Annotated in this window: 17 protein-coding genes and 1 pseudogene; 12 read left to right on the plus strand and 6 right to left on the minus strand. The window is 73.9% G+C overall.

Features of this window, described 5'->3' with window-relative positions; all coding sequences use genetic code 11:
- Positions 1–556: 556 nt before the first annotated feature.
- Complete coding sequence (locus tag JT723_RS10790) at positions 557–1,534, minus strand: carbohydrate kinase family protein (protein ID WP_205044302.1); 978 nt, start codon at positions 1,532–1,534, stop codon at positions 557–559.
- Positions 1,535–1,738: 204 nt separating this feature from the next.
- Between JT723_RS10790 and JT723_RS10795 the strand changes: the two genes are divergently transcribed.
- Positions 1,739–1,966, plus strand: coding sequence for a hypothetical protein (locus JT723_RS10795; protein WP_205044368.1), 228 nt, complete (start codon positions 1,739–1,741; stop codon positions 1,964–1,966).
- A 77-nt stretch (positions 1,967–2,043) separates the two neighbouring features.
- Positions 2,044–3,585 (plus strand): hypothetical protein, encoded by a 1,542-nt coding sequence (locus tag JT723_RS10800; RefSeq protein ID WP_205044303.1) that lies wholly within the window; start codon positions 2,044–2,046, stop codon positions 3,583–3,585.
- Between the two features lie 194 nt (positions 3,586–3,779).
- On the opposite strand, the gene JT723_RS10805 is transcribed toward JT723_RS10800, so the two are convergent.
- Positions 3,780–4,133, minus strand: coding sequence for a HesB/IscA family protein (locus tag JT723_RS10805; protein ID WP_033176230.1), 354 nt, complete (start codon positions 4,131–4,133; stop codon positions 3,780–3,782).
- A 261-nt stretch (positions 4,134–4,394) separates the two neighbouring features.
- On the opposite strand from JT723_RS10805, the gene nadA reads away from it, so the two are divergent.
- Entirely contained in the window at positions 4,395–5,567 is a 1,173-nt protein-coding gene (gene nadA, locus JT723_RS10810; protein WP_251512836.1) for a quinolinate synthase NadA, read from the plus strand.
- A gap of 53 nt (positions 5,568–5,620) precedes the next feature.
- Positions 5,621–6,511 (plus strand): GNAT family N-acetyltransferase, encoded by an 891-nt coding sequence (locus JT723_RS10815; RefSeq protein ID WP_205044304.1) that lies wholly within the window; start codon positions 5,621–5,623, stop codon positions 6,509–6,511.
- A 36-nt stretch (positions 6,512–6,547) separates the two neighbouring features.
- Here the strand turns inward: JT723_RS10815 and JT723_RS10820 are convergent.
- The 3 genes and pseudogenes from JT723_RS10820 to JT723_RS10830 all read right to left on the minus strand — a co-directional run.
- Positions 6,548–7,609 (minus strand): annotated as a pseudogene (locus tag JT723_RS10820) (sensor histidine kinase); the annotation flags it as partial.
- 142 nt (positions 7,610–7,751) lie between these two features.
- Complete coding sequence (gene pspAA / locus JT723_RS10825) at positions 7,752–8,030, minus strand: PspA-associated protein PspAA (RefSeq protein WP_205044306.1); 279 nt, start codon at positions 8,028–8,030, stop codon at positions 7,752–7,754.
- 134 nt (positions 8,031–8,164) lie between these two features.
- Positions 8,165–8,956, minus strand: coding sequence for a PspA/IM30 family protein (locus tag JT723_RS10830; protein WP_205044307.1), 792 nt, complete (start codon positions 8,954–8,956; stop codon positions 8,165–8,167).
- Between the two features lie 214 nt (positions 8,957–9,170).
- Here JT723_RS10830 and JT723_RS10835 point away from each other — a divergent pair, with 214 nt between their 5' ends.
- The 3 genes from JT723_RS10835 to JT723_RS10845 all read left to right on the plus strand — a co-directional run bounded on the left by JT723_RS10835 (position 9,171) and on the right by JT723_RS10845 (position 12,250).
- The gene (locus JT723_RS10835) at positions 9,171–9,755 is read left to right on the plus strand and encodes a DUF3043 domain-containing protein (RefSeq protein WP_205044308.1); all 585 of its coding nucleotides are present in this window, start codon (positions 9,171–9,173) and stop codon (positions 9,753–9,755) included.
- A gap of 80 nt (positions 9,756–9,835) precedes the next feature.
- The gene (locus JT723_RS10840; RefSeq protein ID WP_205044364.1) at positions 9,836–10,600 is read left to right on the plus strand and encodes a class I SAM-dependent methyltransferase; all 765 of its coding nucleotides are present in this window, start codon (positions 9,836–9,838) and stop codon (positions 10,598–10,600) included.
- Positions 10,601–11,200: 600 nt separating this feature from the next.
- Entirely contained in the window at positions 11,201–12,250 is a 1,050-nt protein-coding gene (locus JT723_RS10845) for a S1C family serine protease (protein ID WP_205044309.1), read from the plus strand.
- Positions 12,251–12,287: 37 nt separating this feature from the next.
- Here the strand turns inward: JT723_RS10845 and JT723_RS10850 are convergent, their stop codons facing one another.
- Complete coding sequence (locus JT723_RS10850) at positions 12,288–12,494, minus strand: hypothetical protein (protein WP_205044310.1); 207 nt, start codon at positions 12,492–12,494, stop codon at positions 12,288–12,290.
- A gap of 143 nt (positions 12,495–12,637) precedes the next feature.
- On the opposite strand from JT723_RS10850, the gene JT723_RS10855 reads away from it, so the two are divergent.
- The 5 genes from JT723_RS10855 (at position 12,638) to JT723_RS10870 (ending at position 18,807) form a co-directional block, all read left to right on the plus strand.
- The gene (locus tag JT723_RS10855; RefSeq protein ID WP_205044311.1) at positions 12,638–13,840 is read left to right on the plus strand and encodes a bifunctional adenosylcobinamide kinase/adenosylcobinamide-phosphate guanylyltransferase; all 1,203 of its coding nucleotides are present in this window, start codon (positions 12,638–12,640) and stop codon (positions 13,838–13,840) included.
- Between the two features lie 646 nt (positions 13,841–14,486).
- On the plus strand, positions 14,487–15,569 hold the full coding sequence (locus JT723_RS10860; protein ID WP_251512832.1) for a nicotinate-nucleotide--dimethylbenzimidazole phosphoribosyltransferase: 1,083 nt from the start codon (positions 14,487–14,489) through the stop codon (positions 15,567–15,569).
- 71 nt (positions 15,570–15,640) lie between these two features.
- Positions 15,641–17,425: a phosphatidylglycerol lysyltransferase domain-containing protein gene (locus JT723_RS10865; protein WP_205044312.1), complete on the plus strand. Its 1,785-nt coding sequence runs from the start codon at positions 15,641–15,643 to the stop codon at positions 17,423–17,425.
- Positions 17,394–18,047, plus strand: coding sequence for a hypothetical protein (locus tag JT723_RS36405; protein WP_372441270.1), 654 nt, complete (start codon positions 17,394–17,396; stop codon positions 18,045–18,047). The genes JT723_RS10865 and JT723_RS36405 overlap by 32 nt, the downstream gene beginning before the upstream one ends.
- Positions 18,016–18,807: an adenosylcobinamide-GDP ribazoletransferase gene (locus JT723_RS10870; protein ID WP_205044313.1), complete on the plus strand. Its 792-nt coding sequence runs from the start codon at positions 18,016–18,018 to the stop codon at positions 18,805–18,807. The genes JT723_RS36405 and JT723_RS10870 overlap by 32 nt, the downstream gene beginning before the upstream one ends.
- The last annotated feature ends 154 nt before the right edge of the window (positions 18,808–18,961 follow it).

The raw sequence follows: 18,961 nt of genomic DNA on the forward strand, positions 1-18,961 counted from the left end.
GCGTCTGATCTGCGGCTGACGCCGCGCGGGCGCGCACCTGTGCGGCGGGGCCGAGCCCCCAGGGACGCGGGACTGCGTCTGATCTGCAGCTGACGCCGCGCGGGCGCGCACCTGTGCGGCGGGACCGAGCCCTCAGGGGCGCGGGGAACTGCGCGACCAGCCCAGACGCGCCGTCGTGCGACGACGGACCGCCACCGCCCCAGGGGCGCGGGGAACGGCGCGACCAGCCCTCCCCCAGGGCTCTGCCTGGGGGTGCCCCCATCTCGCTTCACTCGCGGCCGGTGGTCCGGCACGGACCGAACAGCCCCCTCGGGCCGGTGACGATCCGCGCCCCGGTGGGGGCTGAGCGCGCAGTTCCCCGCGCCCCTGGGGGGCACCCCCTGCGGAAGAGGCACCCCCCAAGCCGCCGCGGCCGGCGGAAGCGCACCGCCCGAGACAGGGGCACCGCGCGAGCCAGCGCGGCCGGCGGAAGGCTCGGCCCCGCCGAAGAGGCACCCGGCAGGGGAATGGCGGGCGTGGGCCGCAGAGTGCAGGCCCACCCCACCATCAGGCGCCGTCAGGCGCCAAGGTGCTGGCGCACCTCGGTGGCGGCGTCTTCGCCGTACGCCTTGGTGAAGCGCTCCATGAAGTGCGTGCGCCGCAGCTCGTACTCCTGGGTGCCCAGGGTCTCGATCACGAGGGTGGCGACCATGCAGCCGACCTGTGCGGCGCGTTCGAGGCCGACGCCCCAGGCCAGGCCGGACAGGAAGCCGGCGCGGAATCCGTCGCCGACGCCGGTCGGGTCGACCTTGGCCTGCTCCTCGGCGCAGCCGACGACGATCGGCTCCTCGTCCTTGCGGTCGATCCGCACACCGTGGGCGCCCAGCGTGGTGATCCTCGTGCCGACCCGGTCGAGGATCTCGTCGCTGTCCCACCCGGTCTTGCTCTCGATCAGACCCTTCTCGTACTCGTTGTTGAACAGGTACGCGGCCCCGTCGACCAGGACCCGGATGTCGTCGCCGTCCATGCGCGCGATCTGCTGCGAGAAGTCCGCGGCGAAGGGGATGCCGCGGGTCCTGCACTCCTCGGTGTGGCGGATCATCGCCTCGGGGTCGTCCGCGCCGATCGAGACCAGGTCGAGGCCGCCGACCCGGTCGGCGACGTGCTGCAGCTCGATCAGCCGCGCCTCGCTCATGGCACCGGTGTAGAAGGAGCCGATCTGGTTGTGGTCGGCGTCGGTGGTGCAGATGAAGCGGGCGGTGTGCAGCACCTCGGAGATGCGCACCGAGGCGGTGTCCACACCGTGCCGCTCCAGCCAGGCGCGGTATTCGCCGAAGTCGTTGCCCGCGGCTCCGACCAGGACCGGCTTGGTGCCGAGCAGGCCCATGCCGAAGCAGATGTTGGCGCCGACCCCGCCGCGTCGCACGTCGAGCGCGTCGACGAGGAAGGACAGCGAAACCGTGTGCAGCTGGTCGGCGACCAGTTGGTCGGAGAATCGGCCGGGGAAGGTCATCAGGTGGTCGGTGGCGATGGATCCGGTGACGGCGATACGCACGGCGGCAGGCTCCTGAGGACGGGGGAATCGTACGCGGGGGGTTGCGTCTGACTGAGCAGTCGTCCACGCTACCGGCAAACTGCGGCGGGGCCGGGACATCCGCGGATTGCCCGCTGCTGCCCGGCCTGTGCCGCCACGGGACGCGGCGAAACTACCCGATAGTAGGGCTTTCTCCCCGGACCGCCCGTGCCTAGTGTCGGTGGTATGAGGTCTACCCCGCGTGCCACTGGTGTCACGTCCCCGCTCGCCCCCGCTCCGCTCGCGGAGCCGGACTCGATGGAGCAGCTGATCGGCGACTGCCGGCAGATGGCCGCGCACTGGCACATGCCGTCCGGCGAGCGCACCTCCGCCGCCCCGGCGGGCCTGCACGGCATCACCGTGCCCCCGGCGTCGGCCCATGTGGTGGCCGGCATGGTGGAGTTCGGCGACTGACCCTCCCGCGGAACCGGTCGGCGGCCGGCCGCGTCCCATCGGCACCTGACGGTTGACGGAGCCGAGGAGTGTGCGCGGTGAGCAGCGAGCACGACGATCATGAGGCGGCCCACGGGCACGCCGGCGGTGCGGACGACGACATCCTGGTCGGCGGGGACGCCGCGGAGCACCCGCACGACATCCCGCAGCGCAGGCGGCTGACGGTCGCCCTGGTGGCCGCCGCGGTGCTGGCGGCAGCGGGCGGCGGGGCGTACTGGGCGGTGGCCGCGGGCGGCGGGACGTCGCCGAGCGCCCGTCCCGGGTCGGTCGCGGCCACGGCCACGGCCCCTGGCGGGGTGGCTGCGGGTCCCGGCACGGTGGCCGGCACGGGCGGCGACTACCGGCTGACGGGTACGCTGCCCGCCGACGGCCCGTCCTCGGCCCCCCTCTACCGCCCCGACGGCGGCCCCGACCGTGCCGCGGTCGCGCGGCTCGCGGCCCTGCTGGGCGTCACCGGCGCCGTGGTCGACGACCACGGCTCCTGGCGGGTCGGCTCCGCCGACGGTACGGGCGCGGCGCTGCTGGTCGGCAAGGACGCGCCCGGCACGTGGTCGTACGCCGCCAACAGCCAGGTCACCCCGGGTGCCCGGCGCGTGGTGCCGCCCGCGCTCCCCCAGGTCCCGCCCCCGGCGGCCGACGCGCCCGCGGACTCCGGCGCGTCCACCTCGCACCGGGCCGAGAGCACCCCGCCCGTCCCCGAGCAGCGGGCGCGAGCGGCGGCGGCGCCGGTCCTCGACGGCCTCGGCCTGTCCGGCGCACAGGTCGACGCGAGCCGGACCGCGGCCGCGACCAGGACGGTGACCGCCGACCCGGTGGTGGGCGGCCTGCCCACGCACGGCTGGGACACCTCCCTCGACATCGACCCGAACGGCCGGGTCACCGGCGGACACGGCCGCCTGTCGGCGCTGGTCAAGGGCGAGAGCCAGCAGGTGATCAGCGCCCAGCAGGCGTACCGGAACCTGTCGTCGCAGCGGATCATGCACCCGGACCACCGGATGTCCTGCCAGGTGCCGATGCCGGACAAGGGGAACGCGGCAGGGCCTGCCGTCTCGCCCACCCTGCCGGGCCAGGACAGGACGCTCCCGACCAGCCTGCCGTGCGTGGCGCCGCACATGGCGCCGATCGACATCACCGGCGCCCGGTTCGGCCTGGCCACGCAGTTCGTGTCAGGCGGCGGACAGGCACTGCTGCCTGCGTGGCTCTTCGACGCGAAGCCCGAGGGGGCGGCGGCCGGCTCGGTCATCGCCCAGCCGGCCGTGGAGCAGCCCCCCTCCCAGGGCGGCGGCTCGGCCCCCGGCACCGGCTCCCCGGGTACGCCCCGGGTGGCGGTGGCCGCCTACCAGCCGCACGGCAGCTCCCTGACGCTCACCTTCTGGGGCGGGATCTGCGACACGTACTCGGCGTCGGCCGTCGAGACCCCCACGCAGGTGCGGGTCACCGTGACCGCCACCCCGATGCATCCCGGGGCGCCCTGCCCCGACCTGGCCAAGTCCCAGGCCGCCTCGGTCGCCCTCAGCGCCCCCCTGGGGACCCGCACGGTCGTCGATGCCTCGACCAATTCCCCGGTCAAGGCTTCCTAGGGCCGCACACGCCCTGCAGGGCATGCCAAAGGGGCGCGGGGAACTGCGCGCCCAGTCCACCACCGTGGTGCACGTCGTCACCGCCCCAAAGGGGCAGATCGGTACGTGCCGGACCACCGGCCGGTGGTGGGTTGCGCGCGCAGTTCCCCGCGCCCCTTATCACGTGTCCGGCAGGGCAGAGCCCTGGCAGAAGCTCAGTGGAAAGAGTCGCCGCAGGCGCAGGAACCCGTGGCGTTCGGGTTGTCGATCGTGAAGCCCTGCTTCTCGATGGTGTCCACGAAGTCGATGGACGCACCGCCGAGGTACGGCGCGCTCATGCGGTCGGTCACGACCTTGACGCCGCCGAAGTCCTTGACCACGTCTCCGTCGAGCGAGCGCTCGTCGAAGAAGAGCTGGTAGCGCAGGCCCGAGCAGCCGCCGGGCTGGACGGCGACCCGCAGCGCGAGGTCTTCGCGGCCCTCCTGCTCCAACAGGCTCTTCACCTTGCCGGCGGCGGCGTCGGACAGGAGGATGCCGTCCGTCGTGGTGGTCTCGTCCTGAACCGTCATCTGCTTCACTCCCGGGTTGTACGGACTACTGGCTTACCGTCTGCTAACCGGCGCCCTTCCGGATTCATTCCGGCCGGGGCGAGCGAGTCCGCGGCGTCTTCGTCACCCACCATGCTCGCACACGGCGGCCCCCGCACGGCAGTGAGGACGAATGCGTCACATCGACGCTACCCGGCATCGTCAATCTGACGCGAACGGGCTATGATTGATAGCGTCAAGTAGACGAAAAGGTCTGCGCTGTCAAGAAAGGGCGTCCCGCCCGTGACCACCACAGAAACCCTGGACGTACAGCCCACCCCGCTGGCACTGCTGCTGCTCGGCCGCGAGTCCGACCCGCGCAGCGAGCGGGGCGTGGACTGCCCCGGCGACCTTCCCGCACCGTCGGACCCGAACCTGGTGGAGCGCGCCAGGGCGGCCAAGGCGCGGCTCGGCGAGAAGGTCTTCATCCTCGGCCACCACTACCAGCGCGACGAGGTGATCGAGTTCGCCGACGTGACCGGCGACTCGTTCAAGCTGGCCAGGGACGCGGCGGCCAGGCCGGAGGCGGAGTACATCGTCTTCTGCGGTGTGCACTTCATGGCGGAGTCCGCCGACATCCTCACCTCGGAGCGGCAGCAGGTGATCCTGCCCGACCTGGCGGCCGGCTGCTCCATGGCCGACATGGCCAGCGCCGAGCAGGTCGCCGAGTGCTGGGACGTACTGGCCGACGCGGGCGTCGCCGACGTCACCGTCCCGGTGTCGTACATGAACTCCTCGGCCGACATCAAGGCCTTCACCGGCCGGCACGGCGGCACGATCTGCACCTCCTCCAACGCGCAGCGCGCGCTGGAGTGGGCGTTCTCGCAGGGCGAGAAGGTGCTCTTCGTGCCCGACCAGCACCTGGGGCGCAACACCGCGGTACGCGACATGGGCATCGCCCTGGAGGACTGCGTCGTCTACAACCCGCACAAGCCGGGCGGCGGGCTGACCCCCGAGCAGCTGCAGGACGCCAAGATGATCCTGTGGCGCGGGCACTGCTCGGTGCACGGCCGCTTCTCGCTGGAGTCGGTCGAGGACGTCCGCGCCCGCATCCCCGGGGTCAACGTGCTGGTGCACCCCGAGTGCAAGCACGAGGTCGTCACCGCGGCGGACCACGTCGGCTCGACCGAGTACATCATCAAGATGCTCGACGCGGCCCCTGCCGGCTCCTCGTGGGCCATCGGCACCGAGCTGAACCTGGTGCGCCGGCTGGCCAAGGCGCACCCCGACAAGCAGATCGTCTTCCTCGACAAGACCGTCTGCTTCTGCTCGACCATGAACCGCATCGACCTCCCCCACCTGGTGTGGGCGCTGGAGTCGCTGGCCGACGGCAAGCCGGTCAACCGCATCGAAGTCGACGCGGAGACCGAGCACTTCGCCAAGCTCGCCCTGGAGCAGATGCTCGCCCTGCCGTAGGGCGCCGCTCAAATGCCCTGCCGCCGCGGGCGGCCCGGCGCGATGATGGACCGGTGATCCTTCGACCGGTTCGTGACGACGAGGAGGACGCCGAGGTCGTGCGGGAGATCACCGCCGCCGCCTTCGGCGCCTCGCGCCAGATCGGCGGCGACCCGGCGGCCGGGGCGCCGCAGGACGGCGCCAGGCCCGACACCGCCGCCCGGGAGCGCGGCCGCACCCGCCACCTGGCCAGGACCGACCCCGGCGGCTGCTGGATCGCCCAGGACGAGGCGGCCGGCCCGGTGGGCGCGGTGCTGTCCTCGCGGCGCGAGGGCACCTGGGGCCTGTCGCTGCTCGCGGTGGCGCCCGGCGCCCAGCGCAAAGGAGTCGGCAAGGCCCTGATGGCCCGCGCCCTGGTGCACGGCAGGGCCTGCCTGCGCGGCATCATCTGCAGCACCCAGCATCCGGCGGCGCCGCGGACGTACCGCAGGGCCGGCTTCACGCTGCACCCGGCGATGCGGCTGACCGGCGTGGTCGACCCGGCGGGGCTGCCGCCGCTGGACGGTGCCGTGCACGAGGGCACCGCACGGCACCGCGACCTGATGGACTCCGTCGACCGGCGCACCCGCGGCGGTGCCCACGGCTCCGACCACGAGGAATTGCCGCGGCACTTCCGGCTGTTCGTCGTGGACGACCTCGCGGGCAGCGGCTACTGCTACGCCGACGACACCGGTGTGGAGCTGCTGGCCGCGACCTCGCGGCGGCTGGCCACCCGGCTGCTGACCGCGGCCCTGGTGAGCATGCCGCAGGGCCGCCAGGTCCAGGTGCCGGGGCTGACGGCCGAGCAGGAGTGGGCCGTCGACGTGGGCATCGCGGCGGGCCTGGAGATCTCCAACGCGGGCTATGTGTGCCTGCGCGGGATGCGCCCGCCCAACCCGTACATCCCCTCGCGGCTCTTCCTCTGAGCCTGCCGGCGCCGGAAACTGCGCCTTTACCGGTGGTCAGCCGCAGGCCCCGCAGGTGCCGTCGGCGGGGGCGGGCGCCGGGGCGGCCTGGTGGCGCTGGCCGCGCGGCGGGGCGGACAGCGGGAGGCGGACCCACACCCGGAAGCCGCCGCCGGGCCGGGCGCCGGCCCGGCAGACCCCGCCGAGCGCGCTGGCCCGCTCGTACATGCCCAGCAGCCCGTGGCCGCCGGTGCCGCGCTCGGTGGGCCGCCCGGGGCAGGGGATGCCCGGCGGCACCTGCGAACTGCCGTCGCCCGCCGCGTCCGGCCGCGGACCGCTCTGCACGGGCAGCAGCGACTCGGCGGTGCCGGGTGCGCCGTCGTCGTCCACCACGACCTCAAGTGCCCCCGGGTCGCGCCTGATCCGTACCACCGCACCGGCGCCGGGGCCCGCGTGCTTCTGGACGTTGGTCAGCGACTCCTGGATCACCCGGTAGGCGGTCAGGTCGACGCTGGCCGGCAGCGGACCCTTCGGCGCGGGCGCCGCCTCGCCGCCGCCCCGGCACTCGACGGTGACCTCGAGACCGTCCCGCCGGAAGCTGTCGAGGAGTTGGTCGAGCAGCCCGAGCCCGGGGGCCGGCTCCATCGGCGCCGCGGGCTCCCCGCGCAGCCGCAACAGCCCTACGGTGGCCCGCAGTTCGTCCAGTGCGGACCGGCTCGCCTCGCGTGCGTGCGCCAGCGCCTGCCGGGCCTGGTCCGGGCGGCGGTCCAGTACGTGGGCGGCAACACCCGCCTGCACGTTGGCCAGTGCGATCTGGTGGGCGACGACGTCGTGCAGCTCGCGGGCGATCCGCAGCCGCTCCTCCGCGACCCGCCGCTTGGCCTCTTCCTCCCGGGTCTCCTCGGCCCGCTGCGCACGCTCGGCTATCGCGGCCGCATACGCGCGCCGGCTGCGTACCGCGTCCGCCGCGGCCACCGCGGTACCGGCCCAGGCCAGGACGGCGACGACCCAGCCGTCGACCCAGTGGCGTACGACGAGAAGTGCCGACAGAGCGCAGCCGAGCAGCAGCACGGCCCACAGCACCCGGCGGCGCGGCACCTGCCGCCACCGCGCGGGGCGGCCCGAAGCTCTCCTGGGATACTGCACGGTAGCCACTGTATTCCGGGGCTGCGCCCCCGCCGATCGCCCCGGACGGGCCGCCGGTGCGGCCGTCCCTGTCCCGGCCGTCGCCGGCGGCCGGTCCCTGGTCCGCGCCCGCGGGTCAGCCCGGGATCAGGCCGTCGTCCTTGAGCATCGCCTTGACTTCGTCGAGCGTGGCGTCCGCCGTGGGGAGGATCAGCTCCGACGGCTCCAGTGCGTCGTCGGGCAGCGGCTCGCCGAGGCTGCGGACCGTGTCGAGCAGGGCGCCCAGCGTGCGCCGGAAGGCCTCCTCGTCGCCGCTCTCGACTGCGGCGAGCAGCTCGTTGTCCAGCTCGTTGAGCCGGGTGAGGTCGGCGTCCGCCAACCTCACCTGGCCCTCCCCCATGATCCGCGCGATCATGACGGCCTCCTCCTGTGCGGCTCAGTTGCTGCCGGGCATCACTGCCGGTGTGTGCGTGGCGACGTGCCGGGTGGATCTGCGTGCCGGTGGAGCCTGCCGGTGAACCGGCCGGCGCTGCCGCCGGCCGCGGCGCCTCACTGCTTGTCGAACTTCGGGGTGTCCTGCGGCCGGCCCTGGGCGTCCCGGTTGCCCTGGCCGCCCTCGATCGCCTGCGGGGCGCTGCCGCCCGCCAGCTCCGCCTTCATCCGCTGCAGCTCCAGCTCCACGTCGCTGCCGCCGGAGATCCGGTCCAGCTCGGCCTGCAGGTCGTCCTTGGCCATGCCGGTCGGGTCGTCCAGGGCACCGGACGCGATCAGCTCGTCCAGCGCACCCGCGCGCGCCCGCAGCTGCTCGGTCTTGTCCTCGGCACGCTGGATCGCCATGCCGACGTCGCCCATCTCCTCGGAGATACCCGAGAAGGCCTCGCCGATCTGGGTCTGCGCCTGGGCGGCGGTGTAGGTGGCCTTGATGGTCTCCTTCTTCGTACGGAAGGCGTCCACCTTGGCCTGCAGGCGCTGGGAGGCCAGCGTGAGCTTCTCCTCCTCCCCCTGCAGCGTGGTGTGCTGCGTCTCCAGGTCGGTGACCTGCTGCTGCAGCGCCGCCCGCCGGGACAGCGCCTCGCGCGCCAGGTCCTCGCGCCCCAGGGCCAGCGCCTTGCGGCCCTGGTCCTCGTATGTCGCCGACTTCTTCTGCAGCTCGGTCAGCTGCAGCTCCAGCCGCTTGCGCGAGGTGGCGACGTCCGCCACACCCCGCCGCACCTTCTGCAGCAGCTCCAGCTGCTTCTGGTACGAGTAGTCAAGCGTCTCGCGCGGGTCCTCGGCCCTGTCCAGGGCCTTGTTGGCCTTCGCGCGGAAGATCAGTCCCATCCGCTTCATGACACCGCTCATGGGCCTCGCGCGCCCCCTTCTCCGGCAACTGCTCCAGCACCTCTACAGACCCCAGCCTACGGGCCTTGGTTCCATTACCGCACTGTTCGGACGCGGATGCGCTCATCCGCAAGGACGATCACGGGCCGCCCACCCCCTGCCCAGGGAGTAGGGAGATCGATACGACAGCCCAGGGGGCTGGGGTCGGGCGGCGGGACCACGTAACCTTGGACATGTGTTCCGACGTCGTTCCGAAGATGAGCAGGCCCTCGCCGTAGCCGCGGTACTAGAGGACCAGACCCGCGACCCGCAGGCTCCCAAGGGTCGCCCCACGCCCAAGCGCAGCGAGGCCCAGCAGCAGCGCCGCAAGGCGGCCAACACACCGACCGACCGCAAGGCCGCCGCCAAGCAGGCCCGCGAGGCCCGCCGCGTCGACCTGGCCAAGCGCCGCGAAGCGCTGGCCAACGGCGACGAGCGGCACCTGCCCGCCGCCCACCAGGGACCGGTGCGCAAATTCACCCGCGACTACGTCGACTCCCGCTACCGGGTCGCCGAGTTCTTCCTGCCGATGGCCGTGCTGATCCTCATCGGCAGCCTCATGCCGGCCGTGCAGACGCTGTCGCTGTTCCTGTGGGTGCTGGTCATCGTGCTGATCCTCATCGACTCGGTCATCACCGGTTTCGCCCTGCGCAGGCAGCTCGCCAAGCGCTTCCCCGACCAGAACACGAAGCGCGCCGTCACCTACGGCCTGATGCGTACGCTCCAGATGCGCCGGATGCGGCTCCCCAAGCCGCAGGTCCAGCGCGGCGCCAAACTCTGAACGGCATCGTCCCCGGCGGGCAGCCGGCCGCCCCCGGCGCGGGCGGATTCCACGGCGGCGCCGACAGCTGGCTCGCGGGCCTGGGCGGACTGCGGAACACCGTCAGGCAGGAGCTGGTCGCCCGGCAGCTGGACGAGCAGCTCGCCGAGCACTTCCCGCCCGCCGGCGGCGCCCACGCCGTACGGCGGCTCCGCGTGCTCGACATCGGCCCGGGCCAGGGCACGCAGGCGCTGCGGCTGGCCCGCGCCGGGCACCTCGTCACCGGCCTCGAAGCCGACCCCGCCATGCTCGCCGCACTGCGCTCCGCCGTCGCCGCCGAGCCCGCGGACGTCCGCGCCCGCTTCGTCGCCCTCCAAGGTGACGGCCGCGAGACCGGCAGGCACTTCGGGCCCGCCTGCTTCGACGTGGTCCTCTGCCACGGGGTGCTCATGTACGTGCCCGACCCCGAACCGATGCTCGCGGCGCTCTCCCGGGTGCTCGCGCCCGGGGGCCTGCTCTCGCTCGTCGTCCGCAACGGCGACGCCCTGGCCATGCGGCCAGGGCTGCTGGGGGACTGGGGCGGCGCGCTCCAGGCCTTCGGCTCCGCCGGGTACGTGAACCGCCTCGGGCTCGCCACCCGGGCGGACCGGCTCGCGCCGCTGACCCAGACGCTCACCGGGATCTGCGCGCCGCTGCACGCCTGGTACGGCGTGCGCGTCTTCACCGACGCCGCACCCGACCACGCGGTCGCCCCCGGGGACCCTGCCACTCTGGCCGCGCTCCTCGACGCCGAGGAAGCGGCCGGCCGCACCGATCCTTATCGCGGCGTGGCCGCGCTCCTCCACGTCTGCGGCCTCCGCACCTAGGCCGTGTTTTGGAAGTAGCGCCGTCCGCCCACAGGGCGGGCCCCGCGGCGTCCGGTGCGTGCGATCGCAAGGCGGAGGGTCGTCCTCGTAGTGGGCCTACCCGGACGACTCCGACAACGCAGCGAGCGTGCGTGCCAGACGCCGCGGGGCAGGCGGGACTTCCAAAACACGGCCTAGCCCCTGCGGGGCGGTTTTCCGTCGAGGGTGCCTCTTGCGCTGGGCGCTCACCTTTCCCCCGGCGGGGGGGGTGCGCAGGTGACTGCCCCTTGCGGTGGGCTCGCACCTTGCGGTGCGGTGGGGGCTTGTCGCGCAGTTCCCCGCGCCCCTTAAAAACGCTCGCCCTCGCAGGCCAGGGAATGCCCGCCCTGCGGGAAGGGGGCACCCACCAGGGCGCGGGAACTGCGCGCCCAGCCCGAACGGGCGGAAAGCAAGCAACGCCACAGCAAGTGGCAATCACCCAGGGGCGCGCGGAACCCAGCGCCGGGGGAAGACGCACGCCCACCGCAAGGCGCAGCCTCGTAGGCGTAGCCCCAAAGCCCGAGGCACTCGGATGGGTGCGGGGCGCAGGTGGGGGCGCGGAGGCGGGGGGAGGATCGGGGCATGAGGCGATCGCTCACCGTCCTTCTGCCAGGCGCGGCCCTGCTGGCCGCAACGGCCTGCACCACCGGCGCAGCCGGAAACTCGTCGTCGCCCGAGGCGAACGCCCAGGTCGCCGCGTCCGGCGGCGACGACCTGCAGACCGCGTACCAGAACACCGTGAAGGCCGTCCTGCCTTCCGTCGTGCAGATCACGACCCAGCAGGAGCTGGGCTCCGGCGTCGTCTACGACGACAAGGGCGACATCGTCACGAACGCTCACGTGATCGGCGACTCCACGAGCTTCCAGGTCTCGCTGGCCACCGGCGGCAGCCCGCTCGGCGCGAAGCTGGTCTCCTCCTTCCCCGCCAACGACCTGGCGGTCATCCGGCTGACGTCCCCGCCCAAGGACCTCAAGCCCGCCGACTTCGCGGACTCGCAGAAGGTCGCGGTGGGCCAGATCGTGCTGGCGATGGGCAACCCGCTGGGCCTGTCCAGCAGCGTCACGCAGGGCATCGTCTCGGCGACCGACCGTACGGTCAGCGAGGGCTCGTCCGGCGGCGGCACGGGAGCCACGATCCCGGACATGGTGCAGACGTCCGCCGCGATCAACCCCGGCAACAGCGGCGGCGCCCTGGTCAACCTCGACAACCAGGTGATCGGCATCCCCACGCTGGCCGCCACTGACCCGCAGTTCGGCAGCGGGGCGGCGCCCGGCATCGGCTTCGCGATCCCGTCCTCGACGGTGAAGCGGATCGCCGACCAGATCATCAAGAACGGCAAGGTCACCGACTCCGGCCGGGCCGCGCTCGACGTGACGGTGCGGGGTGTGGTCGACCAGGACCAGCAGCCGGCGGGGGTGGCGATCGTGTCCGTGACCAAGGGCGGCGCCGCCGCCAAGGCCGGGCTGCAGTCGGGTGACGTGATCACCAAGCTCGGCGGTACGCCGATCACCACCGTGCAGAGCCTCACGACCGCGCTGGCCGCGCTCACCCCGGGCACGAAGGTGCCGGTGACCTACGAGCGGGGCGGCGCGACGAAGACCACGCAGGTCACGCTGGCGTCGCTGGGCTGAGAAAGACCGGTGCCCCCCGCCGGGGGGCACCGCGTCGTCACGCGTCGGCGTGCAGGTTCATCGGGCCGTAGATCTTCGCGTCGCCGTCGAAGAGGACCACCTGGTCGGCGCCGCCTTCGAGCAGGTCCTTCCAGGACTCGCCGAGCCAGGACTCGGCATCGCCCTGCGTGGTGAACTCCTCGGGCTGCACCGCGGGCTCCACCTCGGTGCCGTCGGCCTTCTCGAACCGCCACGTCCACGCCATGTGTGTCTCCTCGATGCGTCCAGGGTCCGGGGTGCTGCGGGGCCTGCCCTCGCAGCGTAACCGCAGGGTCGGCGCCTGCGGGGGTCGTCGCCACATGGCGGACCCCGCGCGCCCCGCGCGGCGCGACGCGAGACGATCGTGCCGTGGAAGCGACTCTGCTCGGCACCGCGGGACCCGAAGGCCTGCCCGTACCGGACTGCCCGTGCGCGGCCTGCGCCCTCGCCGTGGGCGACGGCGCCCGCGCGCCCGGCTCCGTCCTGGTCGACGGCGCGGTGCTGCTCGACCTGACCCCGGGCGTCGCCCTGGCCGCGGCCCGCGCCGGGCACAGCCTCGCCGGTCTGCGCCTGGTCCTGCTCTCGCACCCGCACGACGGCCCGGCCGTGGAGATCCCGCCCGGGCTGCCCGCACCCGCCCGGGTGCCCGACGGGCAGCGGCTCACCCTGATCACCGGCCACAAGGTGCGGGCCATGGCCATGGACGCGCCCGGCACGGGCTACGCCGTCGAGTCCCCCGACGGCCTGCGCCTGCTGTACCTGCCGCCCGGCTGCGCACCGGCCGGCGTCAACGGCACCGACGAGCCGCCGTACGACCTGGTACTGCTCGACGCCGTCGGCCGGCCCGACGCGCTCGCCCGGCTGCGGGCGGCCGGCGCGGTGACCGGCACGACCGACGTGGTCGCCGTCCACCTCGGCCACGACGCCCCGCCCGAACCCGAACTGAGCCGGCGGCTCGCGGCGTACGGCGCCAGGGCCGTGCCCGACGGTACGACGCTGGTCGCCGGCGACTACCACGCCGTACCCGACGTGCCGCGCCGCACCCTCGTACTCGGCGGCGCCCGCTCGGGCAAGTCCGCGGAGGCAGAACGGCGCCTCGCCGCCTTCCCCGAGGTCGTCTACGTCGCCACCGGCGGCACCCGGGAAGGCGACGCCGACTGGGCCGACCGCGTCGCCCGGCACCGCGAACGCCGCCCCGCCGGCTGGCGCACCCTGGAGACCTGCGACCTCGTCCCGCTCCTCGCCGACGCCACCGGCCCGCCGCTCCTGGTCGACTGCCTCGGCCTGTGGCTCACCGACGTCCTCGACACGGAGGGCGCGTGGGACGACGAGGCCTGGCACAACGGGGCCGCGCGGCGCGTGCGGGCACGCGCCGACGAGCTCGTCGCGGCATGGCGTGCGACTCGTCGCACCGCCGTGGCGGTCTCCAACGAGGTCGGTTCCGGCGTTGTGCCCGCCACTGCCGCGGGGCGGCGCTTCCGCGACGAGCTGGGCCGGCTCAACGCCGGCATCTCCTCCGAGTCCGACCACGTCCTCCTCCTGGTGTCCGGCCTCCCCCTCCGCCTCCGGTAACGCCCCCTTACCCCGGCGGGCGGTGCGCAGGTGATTGCCACGTGCGGTGGCAATGCGTCTTTCCCCCGGTGACGGATTCCGCGCGCAGTTCCCCGCGCCCCTGGGCGATTGCCACGTGCGGTGGGCGATTCGCTTTCCCCCGGCGGGGGGTGCACAGGTGATTGCCACGTGCGGTGGCGTTGCCTTCTTTCCGCCCGCCCGGACGGGGCGCGCAGTTCCCCGCGCCCCTGAAAAACGCTCACCCTCGCCGGCAGACGGCGCCCTCAGAAAAACGCTCACCCTCCTGCGCAGAGGGCGCCGCCTGGAAGCGCCAGCTCTGCGGGCAGAGGGCAACCATCAGGGGCGCGGGGAACTGCGCGCCCCATCACCCACCCACAGAAAGGCGCGAGCCCACAGCAAGTGGCAATCACCTGCGCCCCCCGCCGAGGGAAAGGCGACCGCCCACCGCAAGGGGCAGGGACTGAAGGGGCGCGGGGGGCTGCGCGGCCGGCCCGGGCGGAGGGGGGGAACGCGACGCCGCAGCAAGGGGCACCCACCTGCGTGCCCCCGGCCAGGGAAGGGTGGCCGACCGGCGCAAGGGGCGGGTAGGGCGGGGGCGACCTCCCGGGCAGGACTGCGTCCTGCCCGGGGCGGTACTGTTCGGCGGGTGAGTGGGATTGAGTTGGATGACTTCGGCTCCCTGGTGGAGCGCCCCGACGCACGCCTGCGCCGGGACTCGGCAGAGCGCTGGCCGGCCCTGGTGCGCCCGGCGAACGGACTCGGCAAGGCCGCGGAGTTGGCCGACTGGCTGGCGGCCGTGCAGGGCGCGGTCCCACTGCGCCCCCTCACCTCCCCCCGCGTCATCCTGTTCGCCGCCGACCACGGCGTCGCGCAGCTGGACGTGTCGGCCCGCAAGGCGGGCACGGCCGGTGTCCTGGCGAAGGCGGCGGTCGACGGCACCGCCCCGGTGAACGTGATCGCCCGCCGCCTGGGCGTACCGGTCGACGTCGTCGACATGGCCCTGGACTGCGACCCGGCGGAGCTGCCTGACGAGGTGACGGCGTACCGGGTGCGCCGCGGCTCGGGCCGTATCGACGTCGAGGACGCACTGACCCGGGAGGAGGCCGAGCAGGCCTTCCGTACGGGCATGGAACTCGCCGACCGGCACGCGGACTCGGGCACGGACATCGTGGTGCTGGGCGACCTGAGCGTCGGCGGCACGACCCCGGCGGCGGTGCTGATCGCGGCGCTGTGCGGCACGGACGCGTCCGTGGTGACCGGCCGCGGCTCGGGTATCGACGACCTGGCCTGGATGCGCAAGTGCGCGGCGATCAGGGACGCGCTGCGCCGCGCCCGCCCGGTGCTGGGCGACCAGCTGGCGCTGCTGGGTGCCGTGGGCGGCGCCGACTTCGCGGCGATGACGGGCTTCCTGCTGCAGGCCGCGGTGCGCAAACTGCCCGTGGTGCTGGACGGTGTGGTGAGCGCGGCCTGCGCGCTGGTGGGGCAGCGGATCGCCTTCCGCGCGCCGGACTGGTGGCTGGCGGGGCATGCGACGGGTGAGCCGGGCCAGGCCAAGGCGCTGGACCGGGTCTCGCTCGACCCGCTGTTCGACCACGGCATCACGGTGGGCGGCGGTGTCGGCGCCCTGCTCGCGCTGCCGCTGGTCCAGTCGGCCGCGGCCCTGTCGGCGGAACTGCCCGAGGAGAAGCCGGCCGACCACGCGGAGTCCGTGCAGGAGCCGGAGGCGTAGCCGCCGCGCCCTCCCGACGCGCCGGGAACGTAATGCTGTAAATCAGACATTACGCTCTATGCTTCCCACCCATGGGAAGTCCGCGGCCACCACGCCGCCTGGCAGCGCGCAGCGCGGTCTTCACGGTCTGGTACCTGCGTGCGGTGGCCGCGCTGAACTTCCTCGGCGCCGTCTGGGTCTCCTTCGGCGCCGACATCCGCCGGCACAATGCGCAGGACTACTTCACCCCGTACCTGCTGACGGCCGGCTTCACCTCGGGCGCCATCGCCCTCTTCCTCGCCGTCACCATGCGCCGCCGCAAACGCGCCGCCTGGATCCTCAACCTCGTGCTGTGCGGGCTGTTCTTCGCCGCGCTCGCCCTGAGCATGGTGTGGCCCGACATCCACCGGCACGCCCAGAACTGGGTCTCGCTCGCCCTGACCACCGCCTTCCTGGCCGCGCTGCTCGCCGGCCGGCGGGAATTCCGTGCCAAGGGCGACCCCGCCAACCCCTGGCAGGCCGCGGTGGTCGCCGCCGCGGGCCTGGTCCTGGCCGCACTGGTCGGCACCGGCCTGGTCGCGGCGACCAACTCCCAGCACCGCGGCACCTTCGGCGACAGCTTCGGCTACGCATTGCTCCGGCTGGTCTCCCTGGTCCCCGGCGACAGCGCCTTCCTGACCATCTCCACCCCCGGCTGGGTGGACGTGGTGATCAACGTCATGAGCACCCTGCTCTTCGTCCTGGTCCTCTTCGTCGCCTTCCGCTCCCCCCGCGGCAGGGAACTCCTCGGCGCCGACGACGAACAGCGGCTGCGCGCCCTGCTCGACAAGTACGGCGAGCGCGACTCGCTCGGCTACTTCGCGCTGCGCCGCGACAAGAGCGTCATCTGGTCGCCGAGCGGCAAGTCCGCGATCGCCTACCGCGTGCTGGGCGGGGTCTCGCTCGCCTCGGGCGACCCCATCGGCGACCCCGAGGCCTGGCCCGGCGCCATCGACGCGTGGCTGGCCGAGGCCAGGGAGCACGCCTGGGTGCCGGCCGTGATGGGCGCGAGCGAGGAGGCCGGCACGGTCTACGCCCGGCATGGCCTGGACGCCCTCGAACTCGGCGACGAGGCGATCGTGGAGACCGCCGACTTCACCCTCGAAGGCCGCGCGATGCGCACCGTCCGGCAGGCCCACAACCGGGTACGGCGCTCCGGCTGCACCGTCCGCGTCCGACGGCACGCCGACATCCCGCCGGGCGAACTCGCCGTCCTGCTGGAGCACGCCGACGCCTGGCGTGACGGGCAGACGGAACGCGGCTTCTCCATGGCACTCGGCCGGCTCGGCGACCCCGCCGACGGGCAGTGCGTGATGGTCGAGTGCGCCGACGGCGACGGCAGGCCGCGGGCGCTGCTGAGCTTCGTGCCCTGGGGGCCGCACGGCCTGTCCCTGGACCTGATGCGGCGCGACCGCGGCTCCGACAACGGCCTCATCGAGTTCATGGTCATCGAGCTGATCCGGCAGGCCGAGGAAGTGGGGGTCGAGCAGGTCTCGCTGAACTTCGCGATGTTCAGGTCCGTCTTCGAACGCGGCTCGCGCCTCGGCGCCGGACCGGTGCTGCGGCTGTGGCACTCGCTGCTGACCTTCTTCTCGCGGTGGTGGCAGATCGAGTCCCTCTACCGCGCCAACGCCAAATTCCGGCCGATCTGGGAGCCGCGGTATGTCCTCTTCGGCAAGTCGAGCGAACTCCCCAGGATCGGTCTCGCGGGCGCCCGTGCCGAGGGCTTCCTCGGCGTCCCCCGCCTCCCCTCCCCCCTCCGCCGCCGCCCCGCCGCCCCCGGCCGCCCGGTGGAGCCGGTGGCCCCTGGCCGCCGAGTGGCGGACCGTCCTCACTGACGTCGCCACCCGGATCCGCAGCCGCGGACCGCGGGCGGTCCCCGTCACCCTCGGCGCCTGCGCCGGCATCCTCCTGCTGCAGCTCCTCCAGCACCTCCACGGCACGCACACCTGGGTCGAACGCCTCGGCGGCGTCTACGCCGGCCTCCCCTGGTGGCAGGCGCTGCTGCGCACCCCCGTCTCGGTCTTCCTGCCCGACCCCTCGCTGCCCGTATGGGGCCTGCTCCTGCAGGTCCTCGTCGTCTTCGGCATCGCCGAGACCACGGTGGGGCCGCGCCGCACCCTCGCCGTGGCCCTGCTGGCGACCCTCGCCGGGACCGGCTTCGCCCGCTACTCCCTGTGGGCAGGACCGCACTGGCCGCCCGGCCTGCCCGCGCACGACCTCCTGGTACGCGACACCGGGCCGTCCGCGGCCGTCGTCGCCCTCGGCGTCCACGTCGCCCTGCGCTACCGGGCGTGGTGGACGGTCGGCACGATCGTGCTGGCCATGGTGGTCGAGGTCGTCTCCCTCCCCAACCTCGCCGGCTACGAACACCTCGCAGGCGTCGCCCTCGTCCTCGCCCTCTTCACCCGGCAGGTAGCCTCGCGCGGTGACCACCCCGCCGCCCGCCACCCTCGCTGACGCCCTGCGGTTCGCCTTCGGCACGCTCACCGTGCTGCCCGCCCGGCTCACCCGCTGGGACCGCGCCGCTGCCCGCGGCGGCATGCTCGCCGCGCCCCTCGTCGGCGCCGTCGTCGGCCTGGCCGCCGCGGCCGCGGGCGGTGTCCTCGTCGCCCTCGGTGCCACACCGCTGCTCGCCGCGGTCGGCACCGTCGCGGTGCCCGCGGTCCTCACCCGCGGGCTGCACCTCGACGGGCTCGCCGACACCGCGGACGCGCTCGGCTCCGGCAAGGAGGCGGAAGAGGCGCTGCGGATCATGAAGCAGTCCGACATCGGGCCGTTCGGGGTCCTCACCCTCGTCCTCGTCCTGCTCGCGCAGGTCGCCTCCGCTGCCGCGTGCTACGGGCACGGGTGGGTGTACGGCGGCGGCGCCGCGCTCGTCTCCGCCGTCGCCGGGCGCACCGCACTCCTCGCCGCGTGCCGCCGCGGGATCCCGGCCGCCAGGCCGGGCGGTCTCGGCGCCGCCGTCGCCGGGTCCGTACCGCCCTGGGCCGCGCTCGGCCCCACCGCGCTGTGTGCCGCCGTCGCCGCGGCCGCGGCCACGCCCTTCGGCGGGCTCACCCCCCTCCGGTTCGCCGCCGCCGTCCTCTGCGGCACCGCGGCCGGCGAGCTCCTCGTGCGGCGCTGCACGCGCCGCTTCGGCGGCGTCACCGGCGACGTCTTCGGCGCCGCCACGGAGGCCGCGGCCACGGTGGCCTTCCTGGCCCTAGCCCTGCGCTAGGCCGTGTTTTGGAAGTCCCGCCTGCCCCGCGACGCCTGGCACGCACGCTCGCTGCGTTGTCGGAGTCGTCCGAGCAGGCCCACTACGAGGACGACCCTCCGCCTTGCGATCGCACGCACCGGACGCCGCGGGGCCCGCCCTGTGGGCGGACGGC

Origin of the sequence: Actinacidiphila bryophytorum (genome assembly GCF_016916835.1) — a bacterium.
Taxonomy (GTDB): Bacteria; Actinomycetota; Actinomycetes; order Streptomycetales; family Streptomycetaceae; genus Actinacidiphila; species Actinacidiphila bryophytorum.